Origin of the sequence: Acinetobacter sp. YH01005 (assembly GCF_013420465.1) — a bacterium.
In the GTDB taxonomy this organism is placed as follows: Bacteria; Pseudomonadota; Gammaproteobacteria; order Pseudomonadales; family Moraxellaceae; genus Acinetobacter; species Acinetobacter amyesii.
Window position 1 is genome coordinate 109,783 of sequence record NZ_VOYA01000009.1, and the last position, 23,357, is coordinate 133,139.

The window sequence follows — 23,357 nt, forward strand, 5'->3', positions numbered from 1 at the left end:
ATTTTTTATTTTAAATACTTGACTAAAACACTTGTGTTTAAATATTTTAAATCCGACTAAAACGCTTATATTTATATTTATATTTTAAATTCTGACTAATTTACTATATTTACTAAAAGTTATATTGTTAATAATGAGAATCTTTATTGAATGAATAAGATTTTTATTTGTTATGTTTAAGTTTTGCTAAAAAAAATGGGCTATTGATGTAGTGCTGTTAAACGATCTCTATATGGTTGATGTTAAAGAGGCTGGACTAAGTTTTTTAAATACTTTTTAAATATTTGATACATGATGAACTTAGCTTATTTTAGTCCTGAAACATTTCTTTTGAGTAAAAAAAGACATACCGGAGTATGTCTTTTGGGGGAGATATTGCAGCTTAGAAATCGTAACGTAGACCAAGAGAAAGTGCAGTTGCATTTTCATCACCGATCCCTGAAATACCGTTACCGAAGCTACGACCTTCTTTCCAAGGGTTGAGTTTAGAGTTTTTGTCGTTAAGCACAGTTGCTAAGTTGCCGTATACGCGTAATGTGCTATCCAACTTATGTTCTACACCCACACCGATCAAGCTTGCATTGGCATCATCAGCATCTACGTCACGGTAGAAGTATTCACCGCGTACTGAGGTTTTAGGCGTTACTTTATATTCGCCAGCTACACCGAAAACTTGAGTATCTGGGTTGGATGTATCGTTGTCGTGTTTGGCAATTTGGTATAAGGCACCCAAGTTAAATTCTTCAGTTAATTTATATGCACCGGCAATACGGAATGCATCTCGACTTGCGCCACCTGCTGCGTTTGCTGCATTTTCATCATACTTTTCGTAAGCTGCTGCAAAATCAATTGGACCTTCTTTATAGGTTAGAGCAAGGTCATAGGCTTTGTTGTCATCTTTGCCTTCACCATCTGTTTCACGGTCAATTTGTGTACCTGAATGCATCGACATTGCAGCTAATACATTGAAACCACCGCCAAATTTTGGCGATTTATATTCAATGGTGTTTTCATTACGTTCATCAAATTTTAAGTTGCCTACACGTGTTACGTTACGAACGTCACCAACCATGTCACCGAAGAAGTTCACAGGGCTACGTGCGACTTTAAATGGGCTGTCAAAACGACCTACACGTGCTTGACCATAAGTTGAACTTTTTAAACCCACGAATGTGTCACGTGTTGAAAAATCTACGCCTTTGCTGTCTTGGCTACCGCTTGCAAAGTTTACTTCTTGCTCAATTTGAGCGAATACGTTGAGGTCATCATTAATTTTTTGATCTACTTTGAAGCCTAAGCGTGAAGCGTTAGAAGAAAGACCAACTTCGTTGTAATCTTTACCATCATCTAGATAGTCAAGAGAGACATGTGCACGGCCATAAATTTTTACATCTGCAGCAGACGCCATCATTGGTGTAAGAATTGTTGCCCCGATTGCTAATGCACATAGAGTTTTTTTCATTTGAAGCTCCAGAAGACTTTTCCAGTCATATCAATATGTTTTATCAGTAGCTTGGCTAGAAGTAATTTCGCTATCTAATGGCGCTAAGTATTCATTACAAATAAGACAGTTCTATTAAGGAAATATTTCAAAACGGTGAAAGGTGATTTCTGGTTTAAATTGCTTTTATACTTATAAAAATGAATATTTATTAAATGCTTAGGGTTGTATTGAACAGTAAATTTTGCAGCTAAAAGTTCTTGGGATAATATTCGAGACATAAAAAATGGAGCCGAAGCTCCATTGATCATCACTTTAAACTCAATTGAACTTAAAGTGCTGCTTTGATTTTTTCGCCAATGGCTTTGATTTTTTCCATATCGCCCATTTGTGCGGCATGTTTACCTAATTCATGCACTGAAGTCGGTATTAGGTGGAAATGTACATGCGGAACAGTTTGACCCGCAGCAGCGCCAGACAACTGCATCAATACGATACCTTTCACGTCTAAGGCTTTTTCCATTGCTTTCGCAACTTTTTGAGCAACCTGAATGGTATAAGCAGCCGCTTCTGGATCTAAATCAAGCAGCGTAATAGCAGGGGTTTTAGGAATTACGAGCGTATGACCTTCGGCCTGTGGCATGACATCCATAAAAGCGAGTACTTGATCATCTTCATAGACTTTAAACGCAGGAAGTTCTCCGCGTAAAATCCGAGCAAAAATATTTTGATCATCATAAGTCATTGCTAAATTCCTTGAGCGAATTGAATCGTAATTATTTACAGTTCAATTCTTTCTGACGATCTTTGATCGCGTCAAGTCGTTGTTGCTCTTTTTCTGAAAATTTAGGCTTAGTTGTGTAGCAATTGTCATTGCCAAACTTCGCTTTAGCGTCAGGATCTTTAAAGCAGAAACCTTTCGATGCATAAATCACGTCATGGTCATTTTTCAACTTTTGGCATTCTTGCTCAGATGCTAAAACAGCAGTAGAAGCCCCGATTAAAGTTACAGCACCTAGCAAAGTTGCGAGGGTAAATTTGTTCATGCGAGTTTCCTCTGTCATTTGTAACAATGTGTGTTATGACACTAGAGTACAATATGATGGTTATTTATCGTTATTCAATGGCGAGTTATTACTCAATTGTAATTTTACTCCATTTTTCATACATAATCATAGCGCTTGAAAAATCACTGTTTTCTTCAGCTTGATCACTTGCTGCTTGGATTAAGTTTTGCGTCAAAGAGAGCACAGGTGCTGAAAGTTTTGCTTGTCGCACAAGATCAACAGCAATTCCCGTATCTTTTGCAAGTAATGGAAGTGCAAAGGTTAATGGGAAGCTACGATTCAGTACGCGCTGAGGTAAAACAGTTTCAGTCACATTACTTTTACCGCTCGACGCATTAATACAATCAAGTGCCTCATGTAAGTCCACGCCATGCGCTTTTAAGGTGGTGAATCCTTCAGCAACTGCACAAAGATTTACAGCCATTAACATGTTGTTTACAGCTTTAACGGCAAAACCCGCACCCGGTTCACCCACATGTTTAATCAGTTTGCCAAATGTTTGGATCGCAGGTAATGCACGTTCAAAGGCTGCTTTGTCACCACCAATCATGACGGTTAATGTTCCCGTTTCAGCGCCAATGGTTTGTCCACTCACAGGGGCGTCTAAGAATGAAACGTTTTGTTGCTTTAAGGCTGAAGCGAGTTTTTTTGCAGATTCTGGCACACCGCTGGTACAGTCGACCCAAATCGAGCCTGATTTCAGCGTCACACTCGCAATTAAATTTTCAACATCTTGGCTGATGGGTAGGCATGAAAAAATAATGTCCGCTTGCACTGCTTGCTCTAATGCAACCGCTTGCGTACCAAATTCAGCAGCATGTTGCTCTGCCTTGGTAAAGTTTCGATTCCAGACATAAACCGTGTCGAACTGTTTTGGTAGGTGCGCTGCCATACGGTAACCCATTGCGCCCAATCCGATAAATGCAACTGACTGAATCATCTTTACCCTCTAAATTTTTTATTTCAATAAACTGGATCTTTGTGTAAGCCACTGGGTCAAAGTTGGCCAAAATTGATTGGCACTTTTTTGACTCGACATCAGGCCGAGGTGACCACCAGGAATGAGAGTAAACGTGACATCTTGACTACTTGTCAATTCGCCTAAAGGACTTGCTGCATCTGCCGTAACGATTTGATCGGTAGAACCCGCGCCAATCAACAAAGAGCAGTGGATATTTTTTAATTGAATAACTTTATCTTTCAATTGAATAATGCCGTTTTTAAGTGGATTTTGTAGCCAAACATTGAACACCATGTCTTGGTTAATGCCACCCGGATAGTCAATCATGTGATTGAGAAAATCGCCCATGGTTGCATGTTCATACAGATCATGCAGATTATCTAAGTTAGATAAAAATTGTTTTTGGCTTTTGAACCAACCCAGTGGATCGACGATTTTAAATCCAATTGCATTGAGCACACCCGGTGTATGGATAAAATGTTTAGGGATTTTCCCTGTGTAGACCGTATCTTGTAGATTTTTACTACGTGAAAGCAAGCGATTGGTTTTTTGAAATAGCTTTCCGATACGACCTGAGGCATAGCTATCAATCGGCGCGCCCATCACCATTAGATTTTTAACATGTTCAGGTTGATGTAATGCGGTATACAGCGTGACAAAGACTCCAGCCATACTCCAACCATGTAGTGAGATGTATCGACTATCTGCATGCTGACAAATTTGATCAATACAATGTGGAATCACATCATCAATAAACGATAGAAAATTTAAGAAACGATCTTGAAAGTTTAATTTTCCCCATTCCAACAAATAGACATCAAAGCCACTGTGTTGAAAATGTTTCACCAATGAGCGATATGGATACAAATCATAAATCGCCATATTGATGGCCAGTGGAGCAACAAACACTAAGGGTTCTTTGTATTTACGATCAGGCGAAGCGTAATACCGAACTTTTGCATGTTTATATTCAGTAATTACTTCATAGGGTGTCGATTGAGAAAGGACCAGCGATTTTGCATTAAACACACGTGTAGACAGGTGTTTAATTTTCTTTTGCTGCGCCAGAAATTTCTGTTTGAAAGGGTGCATAACTGTCAATTGCCTAAGTCCTTGTAGGATTGGTCGAAGTCTAAGCGATAATTTCGTATTTTACCTTGACCTTAAATAGCTTAGACGCTCAAAATATTGGCAATTCTTCACAAAGGCAGTTCTTCGCGACTGAGTAATACAGATGAGCCAACAAGACGACATCGAATACCAATTAGAGACTTTAGCGATTCGTACAGGTCATACTCGTACTTTTGAGGGTGAACATAGTGAGCCAATTTTCCTGACTTCATCATTTGTTTGTGAAAGTGCAGCAGATGCCGCAGCAAAATTTTCAGGTCAAATTGAAGGCAATACCTATTCACGTTATACCAACCCAACTGTACAAGCTTTCGAAAAACGTTTAGCTGTTTTGGATGGTGCTGAAGCCGCGGTTGCGACAAGTTCAGGTATGGCGGGCGTACACGCGATCACTTTGGCGTATTTGAAAGCTGGCGATCATGTGGTGTGTTCACGTGCTGTCTTTGGTTCGATCATTTCTCTGTTTGAAAAATATGTCATCAAATTTGGCGTTGACGTTACTTTTGTTGATTTGGAAGATTTAGATGCTTGGAAACAAGCGATTCGTCCAACTACACGCCTATTGTTTATTGAAACACCGTCAAACCCATTAGCTCAAGTAGGTGATTTACAAGCCATTGCTGATATTGCACATGCGCATGGGGCATTATTTGCAGTCGATAATACCTTCTGTACACCAGTGTTACAGCAACCGATTAAATTTGGTGCGGACCTCGTGATCTATTCATCAACAAAATATATTGATGGTCAAGGTCGTGCGCTCGGTGGTGCAGTTGTTGGTAGTGCAAAATTGATGGAAGAGATTACAGGTGTTATTCGTACACTGGGTAACTCGATGAGTCCATTCAATGCATGGATCTTCCTGAAAGGCCTAGAAACTTTAAGCTTACGTATGAAAGCCCACTGTGCAAGTGCTCAAACTTTAGCTGAATGGTTAGATGCACACCCGAAAGTTGAAAAAGTGTACTATGCGGGACTTCCAAATCACGAAGGTCATGAGTTGGCGAAAAAGCAACAAAAAGGCTTTGGCGGAGTTGTATCGTTTGTTGCCAAAGGCGAACGTGAAGGCGCTTGGACAGTGATTGATAATACTAAGTTCCTTTCTATTACAAGTAACTTGGGTGATGTAAAATCAACAATTACCCATCCTGCAACGACTTCTCATGGCAGAATGTCAGCAGAAGCGAAAAAAGCAGCAGGGATTAGCGAAGGTTTAATTCGCGTATCTGTTGGTTTAGAAGATATTAATGATATTATTCGCGATCTTTCACGCGGTTTAGATCTTATCTAAAGTGAATTCATCAGTTTTGTTCGGAGATTTTTATGAACATTAATATGCTCATGCAGCAAGCTCAACGCATGCAAAAAGAAGTTGAGAGCAACATTAAAAAAGCCAAGGAAGAGCTTGCACAAGTTGAAGTTCACGCTGAAGCAGGTGGTGGTCTGGTTAAAGTTACTATGACTGCACGTCATGTAGTGAAACGTATCGAAATTAATCCTGAACTACTTCAAGATGATGCAGATATGATTGAAGACTTAATTGCAGCAGCAATGAATGATGCTTCACGTCAAGCTGAAGCGATTTCAGAAGAAAAACTGAAATCTGCAAACTCTGGTATGGGTCTTCCACCAGGTCTTTCAGGTTTATTCTAAGGAATACGTTGAATGTTTAGTGATCGTTTTGATCAACTTGTACAGGCATTGCGTATTTTACCAAGCGTTGGGCCAAAGTCGGCTCAACGTATGGCACTGCACTTAATCATGAAAAATAGGGAAGGCGCTGTTGGTTTGGCACATGCCTTGACTGAAGCAACCAACTATATTCATGAATGTACAATTTGCCATTCATTGACTGAAGATGAAGTGTGCAACATATGCGTCTCGTCAGAACGTGATGATCAACTGCTTTGTGTGGTTGAATCTCCCGCAGATGTCATGGCAATCGAGCAAAGTGGCAGTTTTAGAGGGAAATATCATGTATTGGGTGGACATTTGTCGCCACTCGATGGTATTGGCCCAGACGAAATTGGTATCCCATATTTAATTCAACGATTAAGTGATGGTAAAGTGCAGGAAGTGATCTTGGCGACCAATGCAACGGTAGAAGGTCAAGCGACAGCACATTATTTGGTTGAAGCGACCAAGCATTTACCAATACAAATGACCCGTATTGCACAGGGTGTACCACAGGGTGGTGAGCTTGAATATGTGGATAGTCATACTTTAAGTCAGGCCGTGCATAACCGAATGCGAATGAAGTAACTATAGAGCGAAACTCGTTTCGCTTTGTATAAAATTCACCTAATTATTTATACTTAATAACGATTAAAGTTTTTGTTAATAATGAATAAAAAAGCCAAATAAAGAAAATAAGTCACTAAAATAACGTTTTTCCTTATAGATAAATAATATATATCAGTTAATATAAGCTCATAGAGCATCTAAAATTAGACTCAGCAACTTATGTATCAATTCATTCAAAATCAGCCAGATTTAAATTCTGTTTTAAATCTTATGGACCAAAGCTCGATTTACGGACTCGACACCGAGTTTATAAAAGTAGATACCCTGTGGCCCAAACTTGGACTTTTCCAAATTAATGTACAAAATCAGGTGTATTTACTTGATGGTACAACCCTCGATTTAAGCCAATTCTGGCAAAAATTATTTGCGGCTCAGCAAAACATTTTTCATGCTTGTAGTGAAGATATCGACCTGATTTATCACTATGCACAGCATAAGTCTTTAGAAAATGTCTTTGATACACAAGTTGGGATGTCATTTTTAGGGCATGGCTTACAAGTCAGCTATCAAAATGCCTTAAAAACTATGCTCGATGTAGATATAGATAAAGATCAGACACGTTCAGATTGGTTGGCTCGTCCACTCAGTGCCGAGCAATTGAACTATGCAGCGAATGATGTACATTATTTAATGAATTTAAGCCAAACGATTCAAAATGAGTTGGCTGCGAAAAGTTTATTAAATTGTGTGCTTGAGGACTGCAAAAATTTAACTTATGAAATTGGCACTGAAACGCCGATCCATTTGCTGTATCACGATATTGGTAATTATCGACATTCACGTCGTCAGCTCATGCAAATTCAGCAATTGGCCGTTTGGCGTGAGCAAATGGTGAAAGCCTTAAATCAGCCACGTAGCTTTATTCTTAAAAACTCAACCATCATTGATATGGTAGAAAAGAATCCAAAAAATAATTTTCAATTGAGTGCGGTGAAAGACATTCGTCCGAACATTGTGCGTGAGCATGGTAAAATTATTTTAGATTTGTTGAAGTTTTTACCTGAACAAGCTGAATGGCCGCTGCGTATGGCACGTCCAATTCGTCACTCTTCTCAGGATATTGGTTCACGCGTCGATACCGTTATTCAGCGTGCAGTACAAGAAACCTCTGTGCCTAAAGAAGTTTTAATGCGCAAAAAATGGTTAAATGCTTTGTATCAGCATGTGGTTTTTCATAATGATGAACAAGATTTACCGAGTTATTTGTTGGGCTGGCGCTATGATTTGCTGACGAAGCCTTTAATTGAAGTGCTGCATGCCGATGAAAGCTATCTTTCTGGTCAAATGAAAGTGATGGAATAAGTTCTGATTGATTAAAGAACTATCACTTATACAAATTCACGACTGATGCGTTAATAAACACTAATGTATCAGTCTTTTTTTTGATGTATCCTTTGCCTTGCGTTTAATGAGTATTGATTCAATTATGTACTGTTCTATCTACAAATCGAGCAAAAAAGATGAAATGTATCTTTATATTGCCCGTCCTGAAGTTAATGAAAACGAAACTGAAGCGACTGATCCGCTTGCAGTAATGCCTGATGCTTTACGTACAGCATTTGGTCGTGCCACATTTGTCATGGATCTAGAACTCAGTGAATCACGCAAACTTGCACGTGTGAACGTATTGCATGTACTAGATTCAATTGAAACAAAAGGGTTCTTTATTCAAATGCCTCCAGAAGGTTTAATTGACCCAAATGCAGTTGAGCCAGAAGGCTTGCGCGGCGCTTAAGTTAATTCAGGAGTTGTGAAAATGAATGGTGTAGTATCGGTATTGGACTCAATTCCTGAAAGCAGTATTGCAATTACGGTTTACCTAGGTGGGGCTGTAATTGCTTTGTTGTGTTGGTATGGGCTGATGAAGCGCTTACCCAAAACGATCGGTGCCATTGGTTGGCTTATCGTATTTGCTATTTTATTAACACCAACCGTTTCTGAAGGTTCAAATGCAGCAATCGCACCTGCGATTTTTGGTTTGATTTTTGGTGTATTAACAAAAGATCAGCCATTGGTTTGGTTGAATCTATCGTTGATTCTCTTTGTGGTGGGTATTGGTTTAGTCCTCGGTTATTTTTGGACCAAATACAATGCAGCGAAACCACAGCACGTTGTAAACAAGAAAATTTCACCGCTTTAAATAAAAAAATAAGGTTATGTCATGTCTGTTGAAACTCAACAATTTACTGGTACAGATCAATATATTGCGACCGATAGTTTAAAACTTGCAGTAAAAGCTGCACGTTCATTGCAAAAGCCACTTTTGGTTAAAGGTGAGCCGGGGACAGGTAAGACACTTTTAGCCGAACAAGTGGCTGAAAGCTTAGGGCTTAAGCTCATTACGTGGCATATCAAATCAACGACCAAGGCTCAGCAAGGTTTGTACGAGTACGACGCCGTATCTCGTCTGCGTGATAGTCAGTTGGGCGATGACCGTGTTTATGACATCAAAAACTATATTAAGCCGGGTAAGCTTTGGGAAGCATTCACTAGTGAAGAACGTTGTGTACTTCTAATTGACGAGATTGATAAAGCAGATATCGAATTCCCTAATGATTTGCTGCATGAACTCGATAAAATGTCCTTCTTTGTGTATGAGACGGGTGAGACAATTACGGCAACACAACGTCCAATCGTGATCATTACTTCAAATAATGAAAAAGAACTTCCAGATGCCTTCTTGCGTCGTTGTTTCTTTCATTATATTGAATTCCCTGACGAAGCAACCATGCGTGAAATCATCGATGTACATTTTGAAAATATTTCAAATACCTTGGTCTCTGAAGCACTACAAATTTTCTTTAAATTACGTCAAATTCCGGGTTTAAAGAAACCGCCTTCAACCTCTGAGTTGATTGATTGGTTGAGTTTGCTGATGGCGGATGATATGCCAGAAGATATTTTACGCAATACAGATAAATCGAAATCAATTCCACCACTTTATGGTGCCTTGATTAAGAACGAACAAGATGTGCAATTGCTTGAACGTTTAGCATTTATGTCACGTCGTTAATTGCTATTAATTTTATCAAAGATTTAAAAGCCGGTTATCCGGCTTTTATTTTGAGCATTAAAAAATATAAAGGTGAATTATGCAGACAAATGCATACGTATCTCGTGTACACATAGCTGTACCTAGGAGATTAAAGCCGACTGTACTTTTGTTGGCTGCGAGCTTGTATTTACTGGTTATAGCTATGCGATGGATGATGCTCAGTTTGAACAGCAGCATCAACAGCTACTCCAAGATGCGTATTGGGCGCAAGTTGCAGAACATCAGCTTGAAGAAAAACTCATCGATCAATCAGGTCATCTTGTAGCTCAAACGACCATTCAACAAAAGGCCTGTGCTGCAACTGTACTCGAGCTGAAATACTATGATTTTGTGATCTTGAATCTAAATGACTTTAACCGCTATAGAAACCATCAAGGTTTTCATAAAATCGTATCCATTGAAAAGTTGCAGCAGGATCGTCTCGATGTTCAGCGCAAATATGAAACTCTTAAAAAATCACTTAAAGAAAGAAATGCGACTTGCGAATAAATCATGCCGTTTGTGTTTCTTTGGGTAGGTAGGGCAACGTATATGAACACACAGTAAAAGCTTTTGGCTTTACTTGTAGGGATCAATTTTTCATAATGGTATGCGTAAAGGCAAGACTCAGTTGCAGATGAAATAACAAGATCACATGCATTCACACTGGATTTGACCTCCTGATATTTAATTTTTATTGGATTTTATTCGCCTATGTTTGTGCGATTGTTTTATACCCTTCGAAAATACGGTGTTCCTGTTTCAACTCGTGAATTGATTGACTTGAACCAAGCAGTGGCAGCAGGGCTGGTCTTTGCAGATCAAAATGAATTTTATCAGCTTGCAAAAACCGTCATGGTCAAAGATGAACGTTACTTTGATAAGTTCGACCGTGCAATGAAGGACTATTTTGACGGTATTGCCACCTTTGATTTGGATGAGCTATTAAATCAGGTACATAAACTGCCAAAGGATTGGTTTGATCTTGAACTCATCGAAAAGCATCTAACACCAGAACAACGAGAAGAATTAAAAAAAGCCGGATCATTAGAAGAACTGATGAAAATGCTCGAAGAGCGTTTGCGCGAACAGCATAAAAAGCATCAGGGTGGTAATCGGATGATTGGGACGGGCGGTACCTCGCCCTTTGGTGCCTATGGCGACCATCCTGAAGGCGTACGTATCGGTGGGCCTGGTCGTAAACGATCTGCGGTGAAAGTTTGGGAACAACGACAATACCGAAACCTAGATGATGAGCAGATTCTCGGAAGTCGTCAGATGCAGATGGCTTTGCGTCGTTTGCGTAAATTTGCCCGTCAAGGTGCAGCAGAAGAGCTAGATATCGACGGAACCATTCGTGAAACGGCCAAACAAGGTATTTTGGATGTGCAGTTGGTTCCAGAAAGACGTAACCGCATTAAAGTATTGATGCTGTTTGATGTGGGGGGGTCGATGGATTCACATATTGCCCAATGTGAGAAGCTCTTTACCGCTGCAAAAACTGAATTTAAAACTTTAGAGTATTTCTATTTTCATAACTGTTTATATGACTATGTATGGAAAGACAATATTCGCCGTTCAAGCACGCGTATGAATACATGGGATCTATTCAACACCTATGGTCGAGATTACCGTGTCATCGTGGTCGGTGATGCGAGTATGGCACCGTATGAGTTGAACTCGGCAGGTGGTTCTGTGGAGTATATGAATGATGAAGCGGGTCAGGTGTGGTTACAGCGCTTACGCAATCATTTTGATAAAACAGCATGGTTAAACCCAGAAGAAGAAAGTTATTGGCATTACACCCAAACCATTGCTGCGATTAAACAAATTTTTGAAGAACATATGTTCCCAATGACCCTCAAAGGTGTGGAAGATATGACGAAATATTTAGCGCGCTAAAGCTTTAAAACGATACTTTTCTTATCAATGATGTTTATATTACTTACTCCAATTTTGCATTGTTTCTTATTTTCAAAATTGGATAGTATTTAAAAGTCTTTGTTTTGCATACAACATGAAGGAAATATGATGGATCATCAAATTAATGGTATCGCATTACCTAATGAAGAAGGTTTCTTCGGTGAATACGGTGGGCAGTTCATTCCACCAGATTTAAAACAGGCAATGGATGACATTAATGTTGCTTATGAGCAAATTCGTCATACAGAAGAATTTCAAAATGAATTGAAAGAGTTGTTTGCACACTATGTTGGACGTCCAAGCCCATTGTTTTATGCGAAGCGCTTGTCTGACAAATTAGGTGGTGCACAAATCTACCTCAAGCGTGAAGACCTCAACCATACTGGCGCGCATAAAATTAACCACTGCCTTGGCGAAGCCTTATTAGCAAAATACATGGGTAAAACCAAAGTGATTGCTGAAACCGGCGCAGGTCAGCATGGTGTAGCATTGGCAACGGCTTGTGCCTTAGTGGGCATTCCATGTGAAATTCACATGGGGCAAGTGGATATTGAAAAAGAACATCCAAACGTGGTGAAAATGAAGATTTTAGGTGCCAACCTAATCTCTGTTACTCGTGGTACAGCTACGCTCAAAGATGCAGTAGATAGCGCATTTGAAGAATATTTAAAAGATCCAACCAATTTTATTTATGCGATTGGTTCAGTGGTTGGTCCACATCCATTCCCGAAAATGGTTCGTGACTTCCAGTCAATTATTGGTGATGAAATTAAAGTTCAGACCAACGAGCGTTTTGGTGCAAATCCTGACTATGTGGTTGCATGTGTGGGTGGTGGATCCAATGCCGTTGGTGCATTTACAGCATTCCTCAATGACACCGATGTTAAACTTGTGGGTGTAGAGCCGGCTGGTCATGGCTTAGATACCAATATGCACTCTGCGACGTTGACATTGGGTAAGCCAAGTCAAATTCATGGCATGGCATGTTATGTCCTTGAAGATGAACAGGGTGAACCATTACCAGTGCATTCAATTGCATCAGGTTTGGATTATCCTGGAGTGGGACCACAACATAGCTTGTTAAAAGACCTAGGTCGTGTTGAATATACAACAGCGACAGATCAAGAATGTTTAGATGCATTCATGACGCTTTCACGTGTAGAAGGTATTGTGCCTGCACTAGAAAGTTCACATGCGGTTGCATGGGCAATTCGTGAAGCATCAAAACTTGCCAAAGATGTGAAGATTGTTGTTAACGTTTCAGGCCGGGGCGATAAAGACTCAGACTATGTGGCTGAAAAATTAGGTTTAAATTAATTACTGCCATTAAAAAAGACTAAGTTGCTCATCATCTGTTGATGATGCAAAAATCTTTTGCAGTTGTATAGCCCGATCTATATTCGAAGTATCCCAGGTTTTTAACTGGGATATTTTTTTTGACGTAATTTTTATAAAAAATATGGTCAAAGCTTGATAAAATTGAAATTAACTCAGGATGTAGTGCATAAATAATTGCCTTTGCATCTAAAATTTCTGTGATAGAAGATGCAATCTCTAAATTGATCGTACGTCGGTGGTATTGCAGCAGCTCATCGTCTTTCGTATTGCAGCAGTTCATCGTCTTTCATAGAAACCATCAAGCGTTCCAATTCTAAAATGATGGCATCAAGGTGGGCTAATTTATCTAAAGCAGGTTTCAACATAAGAAAGGAAATTGAGAAAAGTAATTAATTTGTAATGTGTATGTCATTACAAAATGTGAGTTATATAAAATTATTGATATTTAGAATTCCCCCTTAAAGCTTATCAAGGGGGATTTTTGAGTTTAGCCTGAAATATATTGTTGAAGTTGTTCGATCAGTTTTCGTTGATCATCCATTGCTGCTTTTACAAGGTCACCGATGGAGATTAAGCCAGTCAATTTCTGTTCCTCAACGACAGGTAAATGACGTAAATGGCGATCTGTCATGAGTTCTAAACATTCTTCGACAGTCGCTGCACTTGTTACAGTGATGACACTACCGGTCATGATTTCGCTGACAGAGGTATCGAAAGAGGTTCTTTCCATCAGGGCGATTTTACGTGTGTAATCACGCTCAGACAAAATCCCAACGACCGTGCCTTCATGGGTCACAACGAGGGCACCAATGCCTTTTTGTGCCATCAGGGAAATGGCTTCGAGTACAGTCGCATCTGGGGTGATGGTGTAAATTTCTTGATAAGCTTTGTCTTTAAGTACTTGGGCAACTGTAGTCATATTTTCATTCCTTTATAGTAGTTTTTGTTTAATTTAAATTAGCGCGAAATTTGAAAAAAGCAAATACTTTTCAGTGCATGCAGAGGTCAAACATGCACTGAGGGTTTTATGCCATTTGAATCTTATCTTGGTTAAAAAAGAATAAACGCATTTGTGATGTTGTGAGCTTGAGACGAATGTGACTTGAGCTATGCAACGCAGGGATAACTTTAAGGCGTGTCAATGTTGGTAATAGCGATGCCTCAAAATCTTCTGGTGTAATGCGTCGTGGAGTGTAGTTGGGCCAATGCTTTTTGGCATATTTATGCGCTTGAATGCCATTTAGCCAAAACGGGAAGATAATATGATCTTGATCGCTGGTCATTGCCCAACCTTGTTGGTGGTAGAGACCCCAAAGGACTCCACAGTACATCATGGTTTTTAAAATACTAATTTTGAAAAATAAATCTTTTGGAATAGGTTTATATTGCTTTAATTTAGACATCATATGCAGCGTGTTGTTGATGTTGCTCCTATTGTAGGAAATTCTTATGAAAAAGCTGTGTAAGCTTTGAACTGGATTGTAAGAATTTATGTAGTCAAAAGTTGAAGGGTGTAAAAAAACGCCACCTTAGTGACGTTTTGTTATGCTTGCAAGGTGGCCATGTTCTGCCAATATTGCGCTTTGAGTGAGTCACGTTCTACGCGGAAGCCTTGATAATAAAGTTCAGCCAAAAATAACGCTGCTTTACCATGTCCAGCACGAGCTGCATTTTCCAATTCATGAACTGCATCGCTGAAGTTCATTTGAGATTGAATTGTGTTTACCGCATTTGCGTATACATGTTCGAGTTCATGTTGAGAGAATTGTTGAATCATATTTAACTCCTTATTCTAATTATGATCATTAAGGGCCCATTCTTTAGCCCTATTAACTAATTTAACTAAGTATTATTAAACTAATATTACAATTATCTTGAATTGTCAACTATTCACGTAAATATTTCTAATTTGCTATGGTTTACATGATTAAACAATGGACAATTGTTTTCGTGAGTAAAATACTATCATAAGAAGTTGTAGATAATAAGGAGAAGTAAAATGACAAGAGTTTTAGACGGTTTAACTTTAGATTATCCTCCGACATTAGCGCAAATTGTGGAGTTGGCACATCTACATCGTCGCAATCTTGATGAAGCAATTTTTCATCAGGAGATTCATTTAGGGGATTTTGGTTTGGCACAGCGCAAACGTGTATATGATTTCACACGGGATTTAGATAAGGCACAGCGCTTAGAATTTTACAATGCATATAATGGAGAATTACTCAAAATCGCCGATGATGATGATTTACATCCTGCGCATGCAGAGGGTGGAATGAGTATTTTTGCAGTATTTATCGTTTTGGCGATTATTGCATTGATTCTTTATTTTGCGGTGATACGTACCATTATTCAGTAAATTGTTTAGCTAACTCACAGACTGAAACAGTGGACTGATGCAGTTTTAAGCGCTGTGACTTGAACTTCTTGAACGTCAGCCATACACTACTTTGAACCTGAGGTAGTGTATGACTATTGATTTAGAAAAAATTATTCAATTCAAATCTAAAATACAGCTAGAGCAAATTTATAATATCTTTGTTTCAGTCATGATCGTGGTGATTTTGGTATTGGCTGTGATTGCCTTATATCGTCCTATTTCTGTACAGCAATACCAAAACGTGTCACGACTTGCTTTGCAGCAAAGTTATCCTGAAACACAGGAAATGGCGATGCTGCTGAGACAGCAAGATCGCATCCGTGTGGGTGCTTATCTTAAATTGATGCATGCTTATCAGATGGAGTCTGTGCGGGCACATCAACTTCCGGCCTTGGCAGAGGAACAGCCTTAGTCGCAGGGATTATCTTGGTTGGAGCTGCTTGTACATTCTCCTCCAATATCTGCTGTACTTCATTTTTATCTAAGGTTTTACTGACCACAATCACCGTCATATTTTCAGGGTGCATGTAGGTACGAACCGCATTTTGTACATCAGCTACAGTTATTTTTTCCAATAATTTAGGGTACTGGGTCAAATAATCTGGGTCTTGTTGATAAAAGCCCAATAGACCAAGCTGTGCATTGATTGTTGCATTACTGCTGTAATTATTCGGAAAAGCACGCAGCATACCGGCTTTGGTTTCTTCCATTTGTTTTTGATCAATAGGCATTTTGACAAAATCATTAAAGGCTTTATGCGCAACACGAATACTATCTATCAGCTGATCTTGACGTGTTCCATAGCTAAAACTAAAGATACCGGGCGCTTGGCTAAAGCTAAATGCACTATAGGCACCATAAGTATAGCCACGTTTGACACGAAGCTCTTGCATGAGGACCGAGTTAAAACCACCACCGCCAAACATTCGATTGGCTACTTCTAAGGCTAATCGATCTTTGTTATCACGGGTCGTCCCTAAATGTCCAAATATGACGTTGGCTTGGGTGGAATTGTAGGGAAGATGGATAATATCAAACCCTTGTTTTTCTTCTGGTTGTGCAAGTGCCTTGGCTTTTTCGCCTTGCTTTAAGTTTCCAGAAATACGTTCTGCTAGGTTCTGAGCTTCTTTTTTGCTGAGTTTGCCTGTAATGGCAATATTCAAGTTTTGAGCAACTAAAAATTGATCACGAAACTTTTTTAAAATGTCTGGGGTGATTTTTTTGATACTGCCATTGGTTCCCGTAATCGGTTCTGCATAAGGGTGTGTGCCGTATACAGCCCGATAGAATCGAATATTCATTAAGCGACTAGGGCTTTCTTGGAGTTGCTTCTGACCAGCTTGGTTATTACTGAGAGCTAAGTTTAGACTGGAGGTTTTAAAAGTCGCATTTTTAATCACGTCCATCATCATACTTAAAGCAGGTTCTAATTTTTTAGGGTCTGATAATACGCGCAGCCGAACGACAAACATATCTCGATGTGCTTGTACGCTAAATTGAGCACCTGTTTGGTCAAAAACCGAGGCAATTTGCGTTGCATTGTATTTTTCTGTGCCTTCATCGATTAAACGTGCAGCCATGTTGGCAACACCATACAAGCCTTTTCCGACTTCTTCATCACGAGCAGAACCTGCATTAAAGGTCAGTTGAATATCCACCATAGGTAGATCTTGTGATTCAACAAACAGGCAATTCACACCATTTCGGTTTTTCAGCACTTGAACAAGCGGAGCGCGGTAGTCTTTATCAATCTGTAAATTCTTTAAACTTTGCAGCATGGGGATAGATTGTAATTGGCTCGGATTATCGTTGAGGTCGGGAACATTTTCCTTATAAGTTTCTGCATGAAGGATTGAGCCAAACGCAGTGAGTAAGCTTAGAGATAAAATTTTCGTAATAGTCATCACTAATCCTTACAAGACGCTTTCAGTGTTTTGGGTTGAGCTGATTTGTTGCTCTGGAATAACAACTTCCGTTTGAGCGGATTTTACTGTTTGATCTGTTTTATTTGAGGTTGTTGGAACCTCCGTCTGTTCTGGAAGTAGATACATGGTGCTTAAATTTTCTCGGACAAAATACGCATTAGCGACACGTTGAATATCCTGTGCGCTGACGTTTTCATATAGTTTTGGTAATTCGTCCATTAGCCTGAAACTGAGTCCATTGACTTCTAAGTTGCCGATCGTCTTGGCTTGGCTACTGATGTCATCTTGGTTATAGACTAAATTGGAGACAAAACGTGTGGTGATACGTTCAACTTCAGGTGTTTTGACTAATTCTGTTTTTAAAGTGTCGATTTCATCTTGTATGGCTTTTTGCGCTTGTTCCATTTTGATTCCATCGGCAGGGAGTGCTGAAATGGTAAACAAGCTGTCTCCACGATTGTATGGGTCATAGGAAACACTTACAGCGGTGAGTAATTTTCTATCGCGTACCAGTTTGTCTTGTAGGCGCGACGAAATACCACTGTCTAAAATATTGCGAATAATATTGAGTGCATAAGCATCTTGTGGGTTTTTGGCGGTAGCCAGTGATCGCACATTCCACGCCATATACAAATTGGGCACTTGTACGGGTAAATTTAGTTCCATATGACGATAGCCCACACGCTCGAATTCCATCACATCGTTACGGTCAGGTGTTTTACGTGATGGAATATCACCAAAGTATTTTTGAACTTGACGAATGGCTGCTTCGGCATCGACATCACCGACAATCACCAAAATGGCGTTGTTTGGGGTATACCAATCTTTATACCATTGTTTTAAATCTGCTAATTTGATGTTTTGCAGATTTTTCATGTGTCCAATGACAGGTTGGCGATAATGACTGGTTGGATAAGAAATCCATTTGAAACGTTCATAAGCCAAAGAACGAGGGTTGTCATCTGTACGCTGTCGGCGTTCTTCCATAACCACTTTAATTTCAGGGTCGAAATCTTGTTGTTGTAATCGTAAATTACTCATACGATCCGCTTCGAGCTCCAACGCCATAGGAAAATAGGCTTTTGGATACAACTGATAATAATTGGTGTAATTGGTGAAGGTTGCAGCGTTGATGCTGCCGCCATAGATACGGCTGAGACGTGTAAATTCATCATTAGGAACTTTAGTGGTTCCTTTAAACATCATATGTTCAAGTGCATGAGAGATCCCTAATAGATTGCCCGACTCATCACTACTGCCAACACGATACCAAATATGGGTCATTACCATCGGCGCACGGTGGTCTTCACGGATAATGACCTTTAAACCATTTTTAAGTGTGGTTTCAAAGGTGCTACGTGTTAATTGGGTACGTGTGTCTGCATGTAGATGAGTTGCAGACCAAAGGCAACTGCTGATGACACAGATAGGAAGCGCAGAGCGAAATAAAGTTTTAAAAAAATAAGGAGAAAATCTGTTTTTATGGGACACAAAGGAATCCATTAAAATGCATTTTATAGCTATCTAGTTTTCCTAAAGTTAATTTTGATTGCAAGTTCAACATGTTGTTTTTTAGTGTGCTTCGCTCTGACAGGCGTGTATCGACTCAATTTAAGATAACTTATGATAGAATCGGTTTTTTTAACGCAGTGCTTTTCAAGGATTCGGCATGCAACAGCAATCTCATGGGCAGAATAAATTTTTGATTGATGCTGATATCGGTGATGACGATGTCACGCTACCGAGTTTACCTGCGGTAAATGTGCCGATTATCGAGACACCGAAAGTACAGCAAGAAGTTGCTGCACCATTACAAGAAACAGAGTCAGAAACTGAAGACTCGAAGGCGAAAGGCGGCTTCTTTAGTCGAATGAAAGAAGGTCTAGCAAAGTCACGTAAGAACTTGGCAGACGGCATGGTGAATATCCTGATCGGTGGGAAGGAAATTGACGATGAACTTTTAGAAGAAGTCGAAGAGCAACTTTTGGTTGCTGATATTGGTGTGGATGCAACGAAAACGATTATTGCGAACTTAACTGAACGTACTGAACGTGGCGATTTAATCTATTCACATTCTTTATATAAAGCGCTTCAAGAAGAACTTGTGGCATTACTTGCACCACGTGTTAAACCGCTACATATCGACAGCAATAAAAATCCGTATGTGATTTTGGTTGTTGGTGTGAATGGTGTGGGTAAAACCACCACGATTGGTAAATTAGCAAAACGCTTACAAGGTGAAGGTAAAAAAGTAATGTTGGCTGCTGGTGATACATTCCGTGCAGCAGCAACAGAGCAATTACAAATTTGGGGCGAACGCAATAATATTGCAGTTGTGGCGCAAGGTCATGGTGCAGATTCTGCTTCAGTTATTTTTGATGCATTCGAAAGTGCTCGTGCAAAAGGCGTAGACGTGCTGATTGCAGACACCGCAGGTCGTTTACACAACAAAGGACACCTCATGCAAGAGTTGTCTAAAGTAAAACGTGTAATGCAAAAAATTGACGCTACAGCTCCACATGAAGTGATGTTGGTTGTTGATGCAGGTACAGGTCAAAATGCCATTAACCAAGTTGAAATGTTTGACGAGGCAGTAGGGCTTACAGGTCTAACCATTACTAAACTGGATGGTACTGCGAAAGGTGGTGTGTTATTTAATATTGCAAGCCGTACCCATGTGCCAATTCGTTTTATTGGTGTAGGTGAGAAAATTGATGACTTGCGTCCATTCTCAGCAAAATCATTTGTCGCAGCATTATTTGAAACTGATAAATAAATTGCGTTAAATGTCACATAAACTCCGCAAAATGCGGAGTTTTTTGTTTTTGAACTTACTGATTGATTTAAAAAGCAACATGTGAATAAATCATAGTCAAAATTTAGCCTGATATACCCTTAGAATAAGTAAGGAATTGTTGTTATATATAAAAATTGCTTTGGGGTGTTTAGGGTGGCGTTACTCGATAAAATTGGTCATGTATTGACTGCGGATATCACTAAAGATTTTAAATTAAAAAAGAAAACTACCGAACAAGAAGTAGAAGCGTCCTTTGTCGACCAACTAAAGAAACGTCGCAGTATTTACGAGCTTGGAAAAAAGGTGCATTACAGTCAGGCTTATTTGGCGGAACTGATTCAAGAATCCGTAAGAAGTTGTCCATCTGCATATAATTCGCAAAGCACACGTATTGTAGTTTTATTTGGCGAATCTCATCAAAAATTTTGGGACATTGTAAAAGACGTACAACGCAAGAATGTTGCGAGTTATATTTTTGAAGGTGTGGCGCTCAAAATAGATCAGTGTGCAGCTGGCCTGGGAACTGTGCTTTTCTATGAAGATCAAGCTGTGATTCAACAATTACAAAAGAAAGTGCCATTAAGTGCAGAAGATTTTCCAGTGTGGTCGGAGCAAACGTCAGGCATGGCTCAATTCGCAGTATGGACTTCGATCGCAGATGCAGGTTTAGGCGCATGTTTACAACACTATAATCCACACATTGATTATGCCGTTGCCGAACACTTTAATATTTCAAAACAATGGCTGCTACGTGCGCAGTTGGTCTTTGGTTCAATTGAAGGTCAAGCGCCTGAACGTTTAGAACCAGAAGATCAAGATCAGTTTAGAATTTATGAGTAATTTCTATGTTCTGTAGGTTGCTTTGATTTCTGCTGTCCTAAAGACTGTGAACCAATATTTGAATGTAAGTGGGTTGTAGGTATTTAGATGCTTGCAACTGATTGTTCTAGAAATAAGACACAATGTTGTAAATATAGTCATGCAACTGTTAAAAACATCACCTATTATAAATCTCAACTTAGTCAGCTAATTGAAAATAAAAAGAGGTCTTGTAATGTCATTCTTGAATCAAATCGAACAACGTCGCACAATCTATTCTATTGGTAATAACGTTACTTTATCGCAAGATGAAATTGAGCAAACCATTAAAAATGCAGTACGTTTAAGTCCGTCATCATTTAACTCTCAAACGTCTCGTGTCGTTATTCTGTTTGGTGATGCACATCAAAAATTCTGGAATATCGTACGTGAAACTTTACGTAAAATTGTACCTGCAGATGCATTTGAAGGAACCAATGGCAAGATTAATAGTTTTGCAGCAGGTTTTGGTACAGCATTATTTTATGAAGATCAGGCTGTAGTAAAAGCACTCCAAGAACAATTTGCGCTTTATGCAGATAATTTCCCAATATGGTCTGAACACTCAACGGCGATTGCTCAATTTGCTACTTGGACGGCTTTGGCTGAAAAAAATATTGGTGCGTCATTACAACATTACAATCCAATTGTTGATGCTGAAACAGCTGCGGCATTTGATGTGCCAGATCAATGGAAACTACGTGCACAACTTGTTTTCGGTTCGATTGAAGCGCCTGCAGGTGAAAAAACCTTTATTGCAGATGAAGAACGATTCAAAACATTCAAGTAATGATGGTGTGTTGAATTAAAAAGGATGCATTAAGCATCCTTTTTTTATATGCAAAATTCTTGAATGAATATCAAAATAATGTCTTGAAACTAAATATACAGTGATTGTTAGATGTCATAAGATTGTCATATATGCATTGCATAGTGCATTCCAAACTAAATAATTGATAAAGAGTGATAATGATGACTTTAAGATTAACTGTTGCTGCTGCAGCGCTGATGTTAAGTAGTGCCGGATTTGCAGCTGTAACTTTGACTGTTCCGGAAGAAATTAAAATAGTTGCAGTTAATGATCAAGAAGTTACTGGTGGTTTATTTCGATCTACGGAGAAGTATAAGCTAGATGCAGGTGAAAACCTATTAACGGTACGTTATAGCGAATTTTTTCAACATGCTGATAATTCTCACGATATTTTAAAGTCAGGTGTGGCCGCTATTCGTACTCCAGCACTGATTGATGGTCAAGAGTATCGTTTGGGTCTAGTCAATGCACCAAAAGATTTTGATGCTGCGCAAAAATATAAAGACCAACCAATATTTGGGTTGTATGACAAATCTAATCAATTACTTGTGCAGCAAGCTGGGGCAAAGAAAGAACAAAAATCGATTTTCTCCAATGGTGTATTGGGTAATGCCGTAGATTTTGCGAAGAAAGAAGCTGTGCCAGAAAATCAACCGGCACCTGTTTATGCACAATCCGTAACAGTAAAGCCAACGAACGTAGCCGTTCCTGTAGCTGCTCCAAAAAATATAGCTGTTCATCAAAATGGAGTAGATCAACAATTAATTCAGCTTTGGCAGAAGGCTAGTAAAGCTGAACGACAAAAATTCATGAGTTGGTTGGCTGAGCAAGCAAACTAAAGTTACTTTCGTAACTTTATTAGTTTTCTTGAAATCCGCGTTATTTGAAAAGTCCGTTGAATTACGGGCTTTTTAGATTGAAGAATATAAAAATCACCAAGAATTATAAAATTCGTCTTTCATAAAGCAAAATATGTGGATATATTGATCTTTAAATAAGCAATAAATTGCATTTAGTTTAAAAAATATACATTCAAGCAAAATATTATAGAAATTTCTATGATAGGGGCTTGTGTTTGTTTTGAAACTCTATATAATACTCTGCATACCAACGCAGACAGTGATAAACGTAAGGTTTTGAGTTGTTTGATGTTGTTTTCTTATTTGCTGACGAAGCATTAAGAAGATCATTAAGAGATTATGAAGAACAACTTGTGTGGATTTTTACTGATTGATCGATCGAAATTATTTTCATTGATTGATGGTAGAAATTACTCGAAGTTTATTTGAGCAAATTTTTGTCAGTAATTGATGAGCCAAGATTGGTACACTATATGTACTATTGATTTTAAACTGAAGAGTTTGATCATGGCTCAGATTGAACGCTG

At 39.1% G+C, this 23,357-nt stretch carries 25 protein-coding genes and 1 pseudogene; 16 read left to right on the plus strand and 10 right to left on the minus strand.

Annotated features, from left to right (window positions below; genetic code table 11):
* Positions 1-382: 382 nt before the first annotated feature.
* The 5 genes from FTT72_RS08585 to FTT72_RS08605 form a co-directional block, all read right to left on the minus strand.
* Entirely contained in the window at positions 383-1,462 is a 1,080-nt protein-coding gene (locus FTT72_RS08585) for a porin (RefSeq protein ID WP_180135161.1), read from the minus strand.
* A gap of 310 nt (positions 1,463-1,772) precedes the next feature.
* The gene (locus tag FTT72_RS08590; protein ID WP_078188511.1) at positions 1,773-2,186 is read right to left on the minus strand and encodes an HIT family protein; all 414 of its coding nucleotides are present in this window, start codon (positions 2,184-2,186) and stop codon (positions 1,773-1,775) included.
* 31 nt (positions 2,187-2,217) lie between these two features.
* Positions 2,218-2,487: a YARHG domain-containing protein gene (locus FTT72_RS08595; RefSeq protein ID WP_078188510.1), complete on the minus strand. Its 270-nt coding sequence runs from the start codon at positions 2,485-2,487 to the stop codon at positions 2,218-2,220.
* A gap of 88 nt (positions 2,488-2,575) precedes the next feature.
* Positions 2,576-3,448, minus strand: a complete 873-nt coding sequence (locus tag FTT72_RS08600; RefSeq protein WP_180178213.1) for an NAD(P)-dependent oxidoreductase — start codon at positions 3,446-3,448, stop codon at positions 2,576-2,578.
* 18 nt (positions 3,449-3,466) lie between these two features.
* A complete protein-coding gene (locus FTT72_RS08605; RefSeq protein WP_180178214.1) occupies positions 3,467-4,561 on the minus strand; it encodes an alpha/beta fold hydrolase in 1,095 nt (364 codons plus the stop codon).
* 142 nt (positions 4,562-4,703) lie between these two features.
* Between FTT72_RS08605 and FTT72_RS08610 the strand changes: the two genes are divergently transcribed.
* The 10 genes from FTT72_RS08610 (at position 4,704) to trpB (ending at position 13,178) form a co-directional block, all read left to right on the plus strand.
* The gene (locus tag FTT72_RS08610; RefSeq protein WP_180040989.1) at positions 4,704-5,891 is read left to right on the plus strand and encodes an O-succinylhomoserine sulfhydrylase; all 1,188 of its coding nucleotides are present in this window, start codon (positions 4,704-4,706) and stop codon (positions 5,889-5,891) included.
* Between the two features lie 32 nt (positions 5,892-5,923).
* A complete protein-coding gene (locus tag FTT72_RS08615; protein WP_180074039.1) occupies positions 5,924-6,253 on the plus strand; it encodes a YbaB/EbfC family nucleoid-associated protein in 330 nt (109 codons plus the stop codon).
* A 12-nt stretch (positions 6,254-6,265) separates the two neighbouring features.
* Positions 6,266-6,862 carry a recombination mediator RecR gene (recR, locus tag FTT72_RS08620; RefSeq protein WP_180005090.1) on the plus strand — a complete coding sequence of 199 codons (597 nt, stop codon included), beginning with the start codon at positions 6,266-6,268 and terminating at the stop codon, positions 6,860-6,862.
* Between the two features lie 201 nt (positions 6,863-7,063).
* Positions 7,064-8,206 carry an HRDC domain-containing protein gene (locus tag FTT72_RS08625; RefSeq protein ID WP_180065584.1) on the plus strand — a complete coding sequence of 381 codons (1,143 nt, stop codon included), beginning with the start codon at positions 7,064-7,066 and terminating at the stop codon, positions 8,204-8,206.
* 124 nt (positions 8,207-8,330) lie between these two features.
* Complete coding sequence (locus FTT72_RS08630) at positions 8,331-8,639, plus strand: YcgL domain-containing protein (RefSeq protein ID WP_078188503.1); 309 nt, start codon at positions 8,331-8,333, stop codon at positions 8,637-8,639.
* Positions 8,640-8,660: 21 nt separating this feature from the next.
* A complete protein-coding gene (locus tag FTT72_RS08635) occupies positions 8,661-9,044 on the plus strand; it encodes a hypothetical protein (RefSeq protein WP_078193907.1) in 384 nt (127 codons plus the stop codon).
* Between the two features lie 21 nt (positions 9,045-9,065).
* The gene (locus FTT72_RS08640) at positions 9,066-9,917 is read left to right on the plus strand and encodes a MoxR family ATPase (RefSeq protein ID WP_180011248.1); all 852 of its coding nucleotides are present in this window, start codon (positions 9,066-9,068) and stop codon (positions 9,915-9,917) included.
* 189 nt (positions 9,918-10,106) lie between these two features.
* The gene (locus FTT72_RS08645) at positions 10,107-10,448 is read left to right on the plus strand and encodes a hypothetical protein (RefSeq protein ID WP_180178215.1); all 342 of its coding nucleotides are present in this window, start codon (positions 10,107-10,109) and stop codon (positions 10,446-10,448) included.
* 204 nt (positions 10,449-10,652) lie between these two features.
* On the plus strand, positions 10,653-11,840 hold the full coding sequence (locus FTT72_RS08650; RefSeq protein WP_180177338.1) for a VWA domain-containing protein: 1,188 nt from the start codon (positions 10,653-10,655) through the stop codon (positions 11,838-11,840).
* A 129-nt stretch (positions 11,841-11,969) separates the two neighbouring features.
* On the plus strand, positions 11,970-13,178 hold the full coding sequence (gene trpB / locus FTT72_RS08655; protein WP_180178216.1) for a tryptophan synthase subunit beta: 1,209 nt from the start codon (positions 11,970-11,972) through the stop codon (positions 13,176-13,178).
* Positions 13,179-13,686: 508 nt separating this feature from the next.
* Here trpB and FTT72_RS08660 read toward each other — a convergent pair.
* The 3 genes from FTT72_RS08660 to FTT72_RS08670 form a co-directional block, all read right to left on the minus strand.
* Positions 13,687-14,118, minus strand: coding sequence for a CBS domain-containing protein (locus tag FTT72_RS08660; RefSeq protein WP_078193901.1), 432 nt, complete (start codon positions 14,116-14,118; stop codon positions 13,687-13,689).
* Positions 14,119-14,224: 106 nt separating this feature from the next.
* The gene (locus FTT72_RS08665; protein WP_078188495.1) at positions 14,225-14,602 is read right to left on the minus strand and encodes a DUF2750 domain-containing protein; all 378 of its coding nucleotides are present in this window, start codon (positions 14,600-14,602) and stop codon (positions 14,225-14,227) included.
* A 140-nt stretch (positions 14,603-14,742) separates the two neighbouring features.
* Positions 14,743-14,976, minus strand: a complete 234-nt coding sequence (locus FTT72_RS08670) for a hypothetical protein (protein WP_180022713.1) — start codon at positions 14,974-14,976, stop codon at positions 14,743-14,745.
* 222 nt (positions 14,977-15,198) lie between these two features.
* On the opposite strand from FTT72_RS08670, the gene FTT72_RS08675 reads away from it, so the two are divergent.
* Positions 15,199-15,558 (plus strand): hypothetical protein, encoded by a 360-nt coding sequence (locus FTT72_RS08675; RefSeq protein ID WP_180056128.1) that lies wholly within the window; start codon positions 15,199-15,201, stop codon positions 15,556-15,558.
* Between the two features lie 109 nt (positions 15,559-15,667).
* Positions 15,668-15,991 carry a hypothetical protein gene (locus FTT72_RS08680; protein WP_111884935.1) on the plus strand — a complete coding sequence of 108 codons (324 nt, stop codon included), beginning with the start codon at positions 15,668-15,670 and terminating at the stop codon, positions 15,989-15,991.
* On the opposite strand, the gene FTT72_RS08685 is transcribed toward FTT72_RS08680, so the two are convergent.
* Together FTT72_RS08685 and FTT72_RS08690 are read right to left on the minus strand one after the other, a co-directional pair.
* Positions 15,915-17,483 carry a pitrilysin family protein gene (locus FTT72_RS08685; RefSeq protein WP_180178217.1) on the minus strand — a complete coding sequence of 523 codons (1,569 nt, stop codon included), beginning with the start codon at positions 17,481-17,483 and terminating at the stop codon, positions 15,915-15,917. The genes FTT72_RS08680 and FTT72_RS08685 overlap by 77 nt on opposite strands.
* Positions 17,484-17,609: 126 nt before the next feature.
* A pseudogene (locus FTT72_RS08690) lies at positions 17,610-18,923 on the minus strand (M16 family metallopeptidase); the annotation flags it as partial.
* Between the two features lie 250 nt (positions 18,924-19,173).
* On the opposite strand from FTT72_RS08690, the gene ftsY reads away from it, so the two are divergent.
* The 4 genes from ftsY (at position 19,174) to FTT72_RS08710 (ending at position 22,809) form a co-directional block, all read left to right on the plus strand.
* On the plus strand, positions 19,174-20,280 hold the full coding sequence (ftsY, locus tag FTT72_RS08695) for a signal recognition particle-docking protein FtsY (protein ID WP_078188489.1): 1,107 nt from the start codon (positions 19,174-19,176) through the stop codon (positions 20,278-20,280).
* A 174-nt stretch (positions 20,281-20,454) separates the two neighbouring features.
* Complete coding sequence (locus FTT72_RS08700) at positions 20,455-21,141, plus strand: nitroreductase family protein (RefSeq protein ID WP_180063081.1); 687 nt, start codon at positions 20,455-20,457, stop codon at positions 21,139-21,141.
* A gap of 214 nt (positions 21,142-21,355) precedes the next feature.
* Positions 21,356-21,949, plus strand: coding sequence for a nitroreductase family protein (locus FTT72_RS08705; protein ID WP_180178219.1), 594 nt, complete (start codon positions 21,356-21,358; stop codon positions 21,947-21,949).
* Positions 21,950-22,131: 182 nt separating this feature from the next.
* Complete coding sequence (locus tag FTT72_RS08710; protein ID WP_180135174.1) at positions 22,132-22,809, plus strand: DUF2057 domain-containing protein; 678 nt, start codon at positions 22,132-22,134, stop codon at positions 22,807-22,809.
* Positions 22,810-23,357 lie beyond the last annotated feature (548 nt).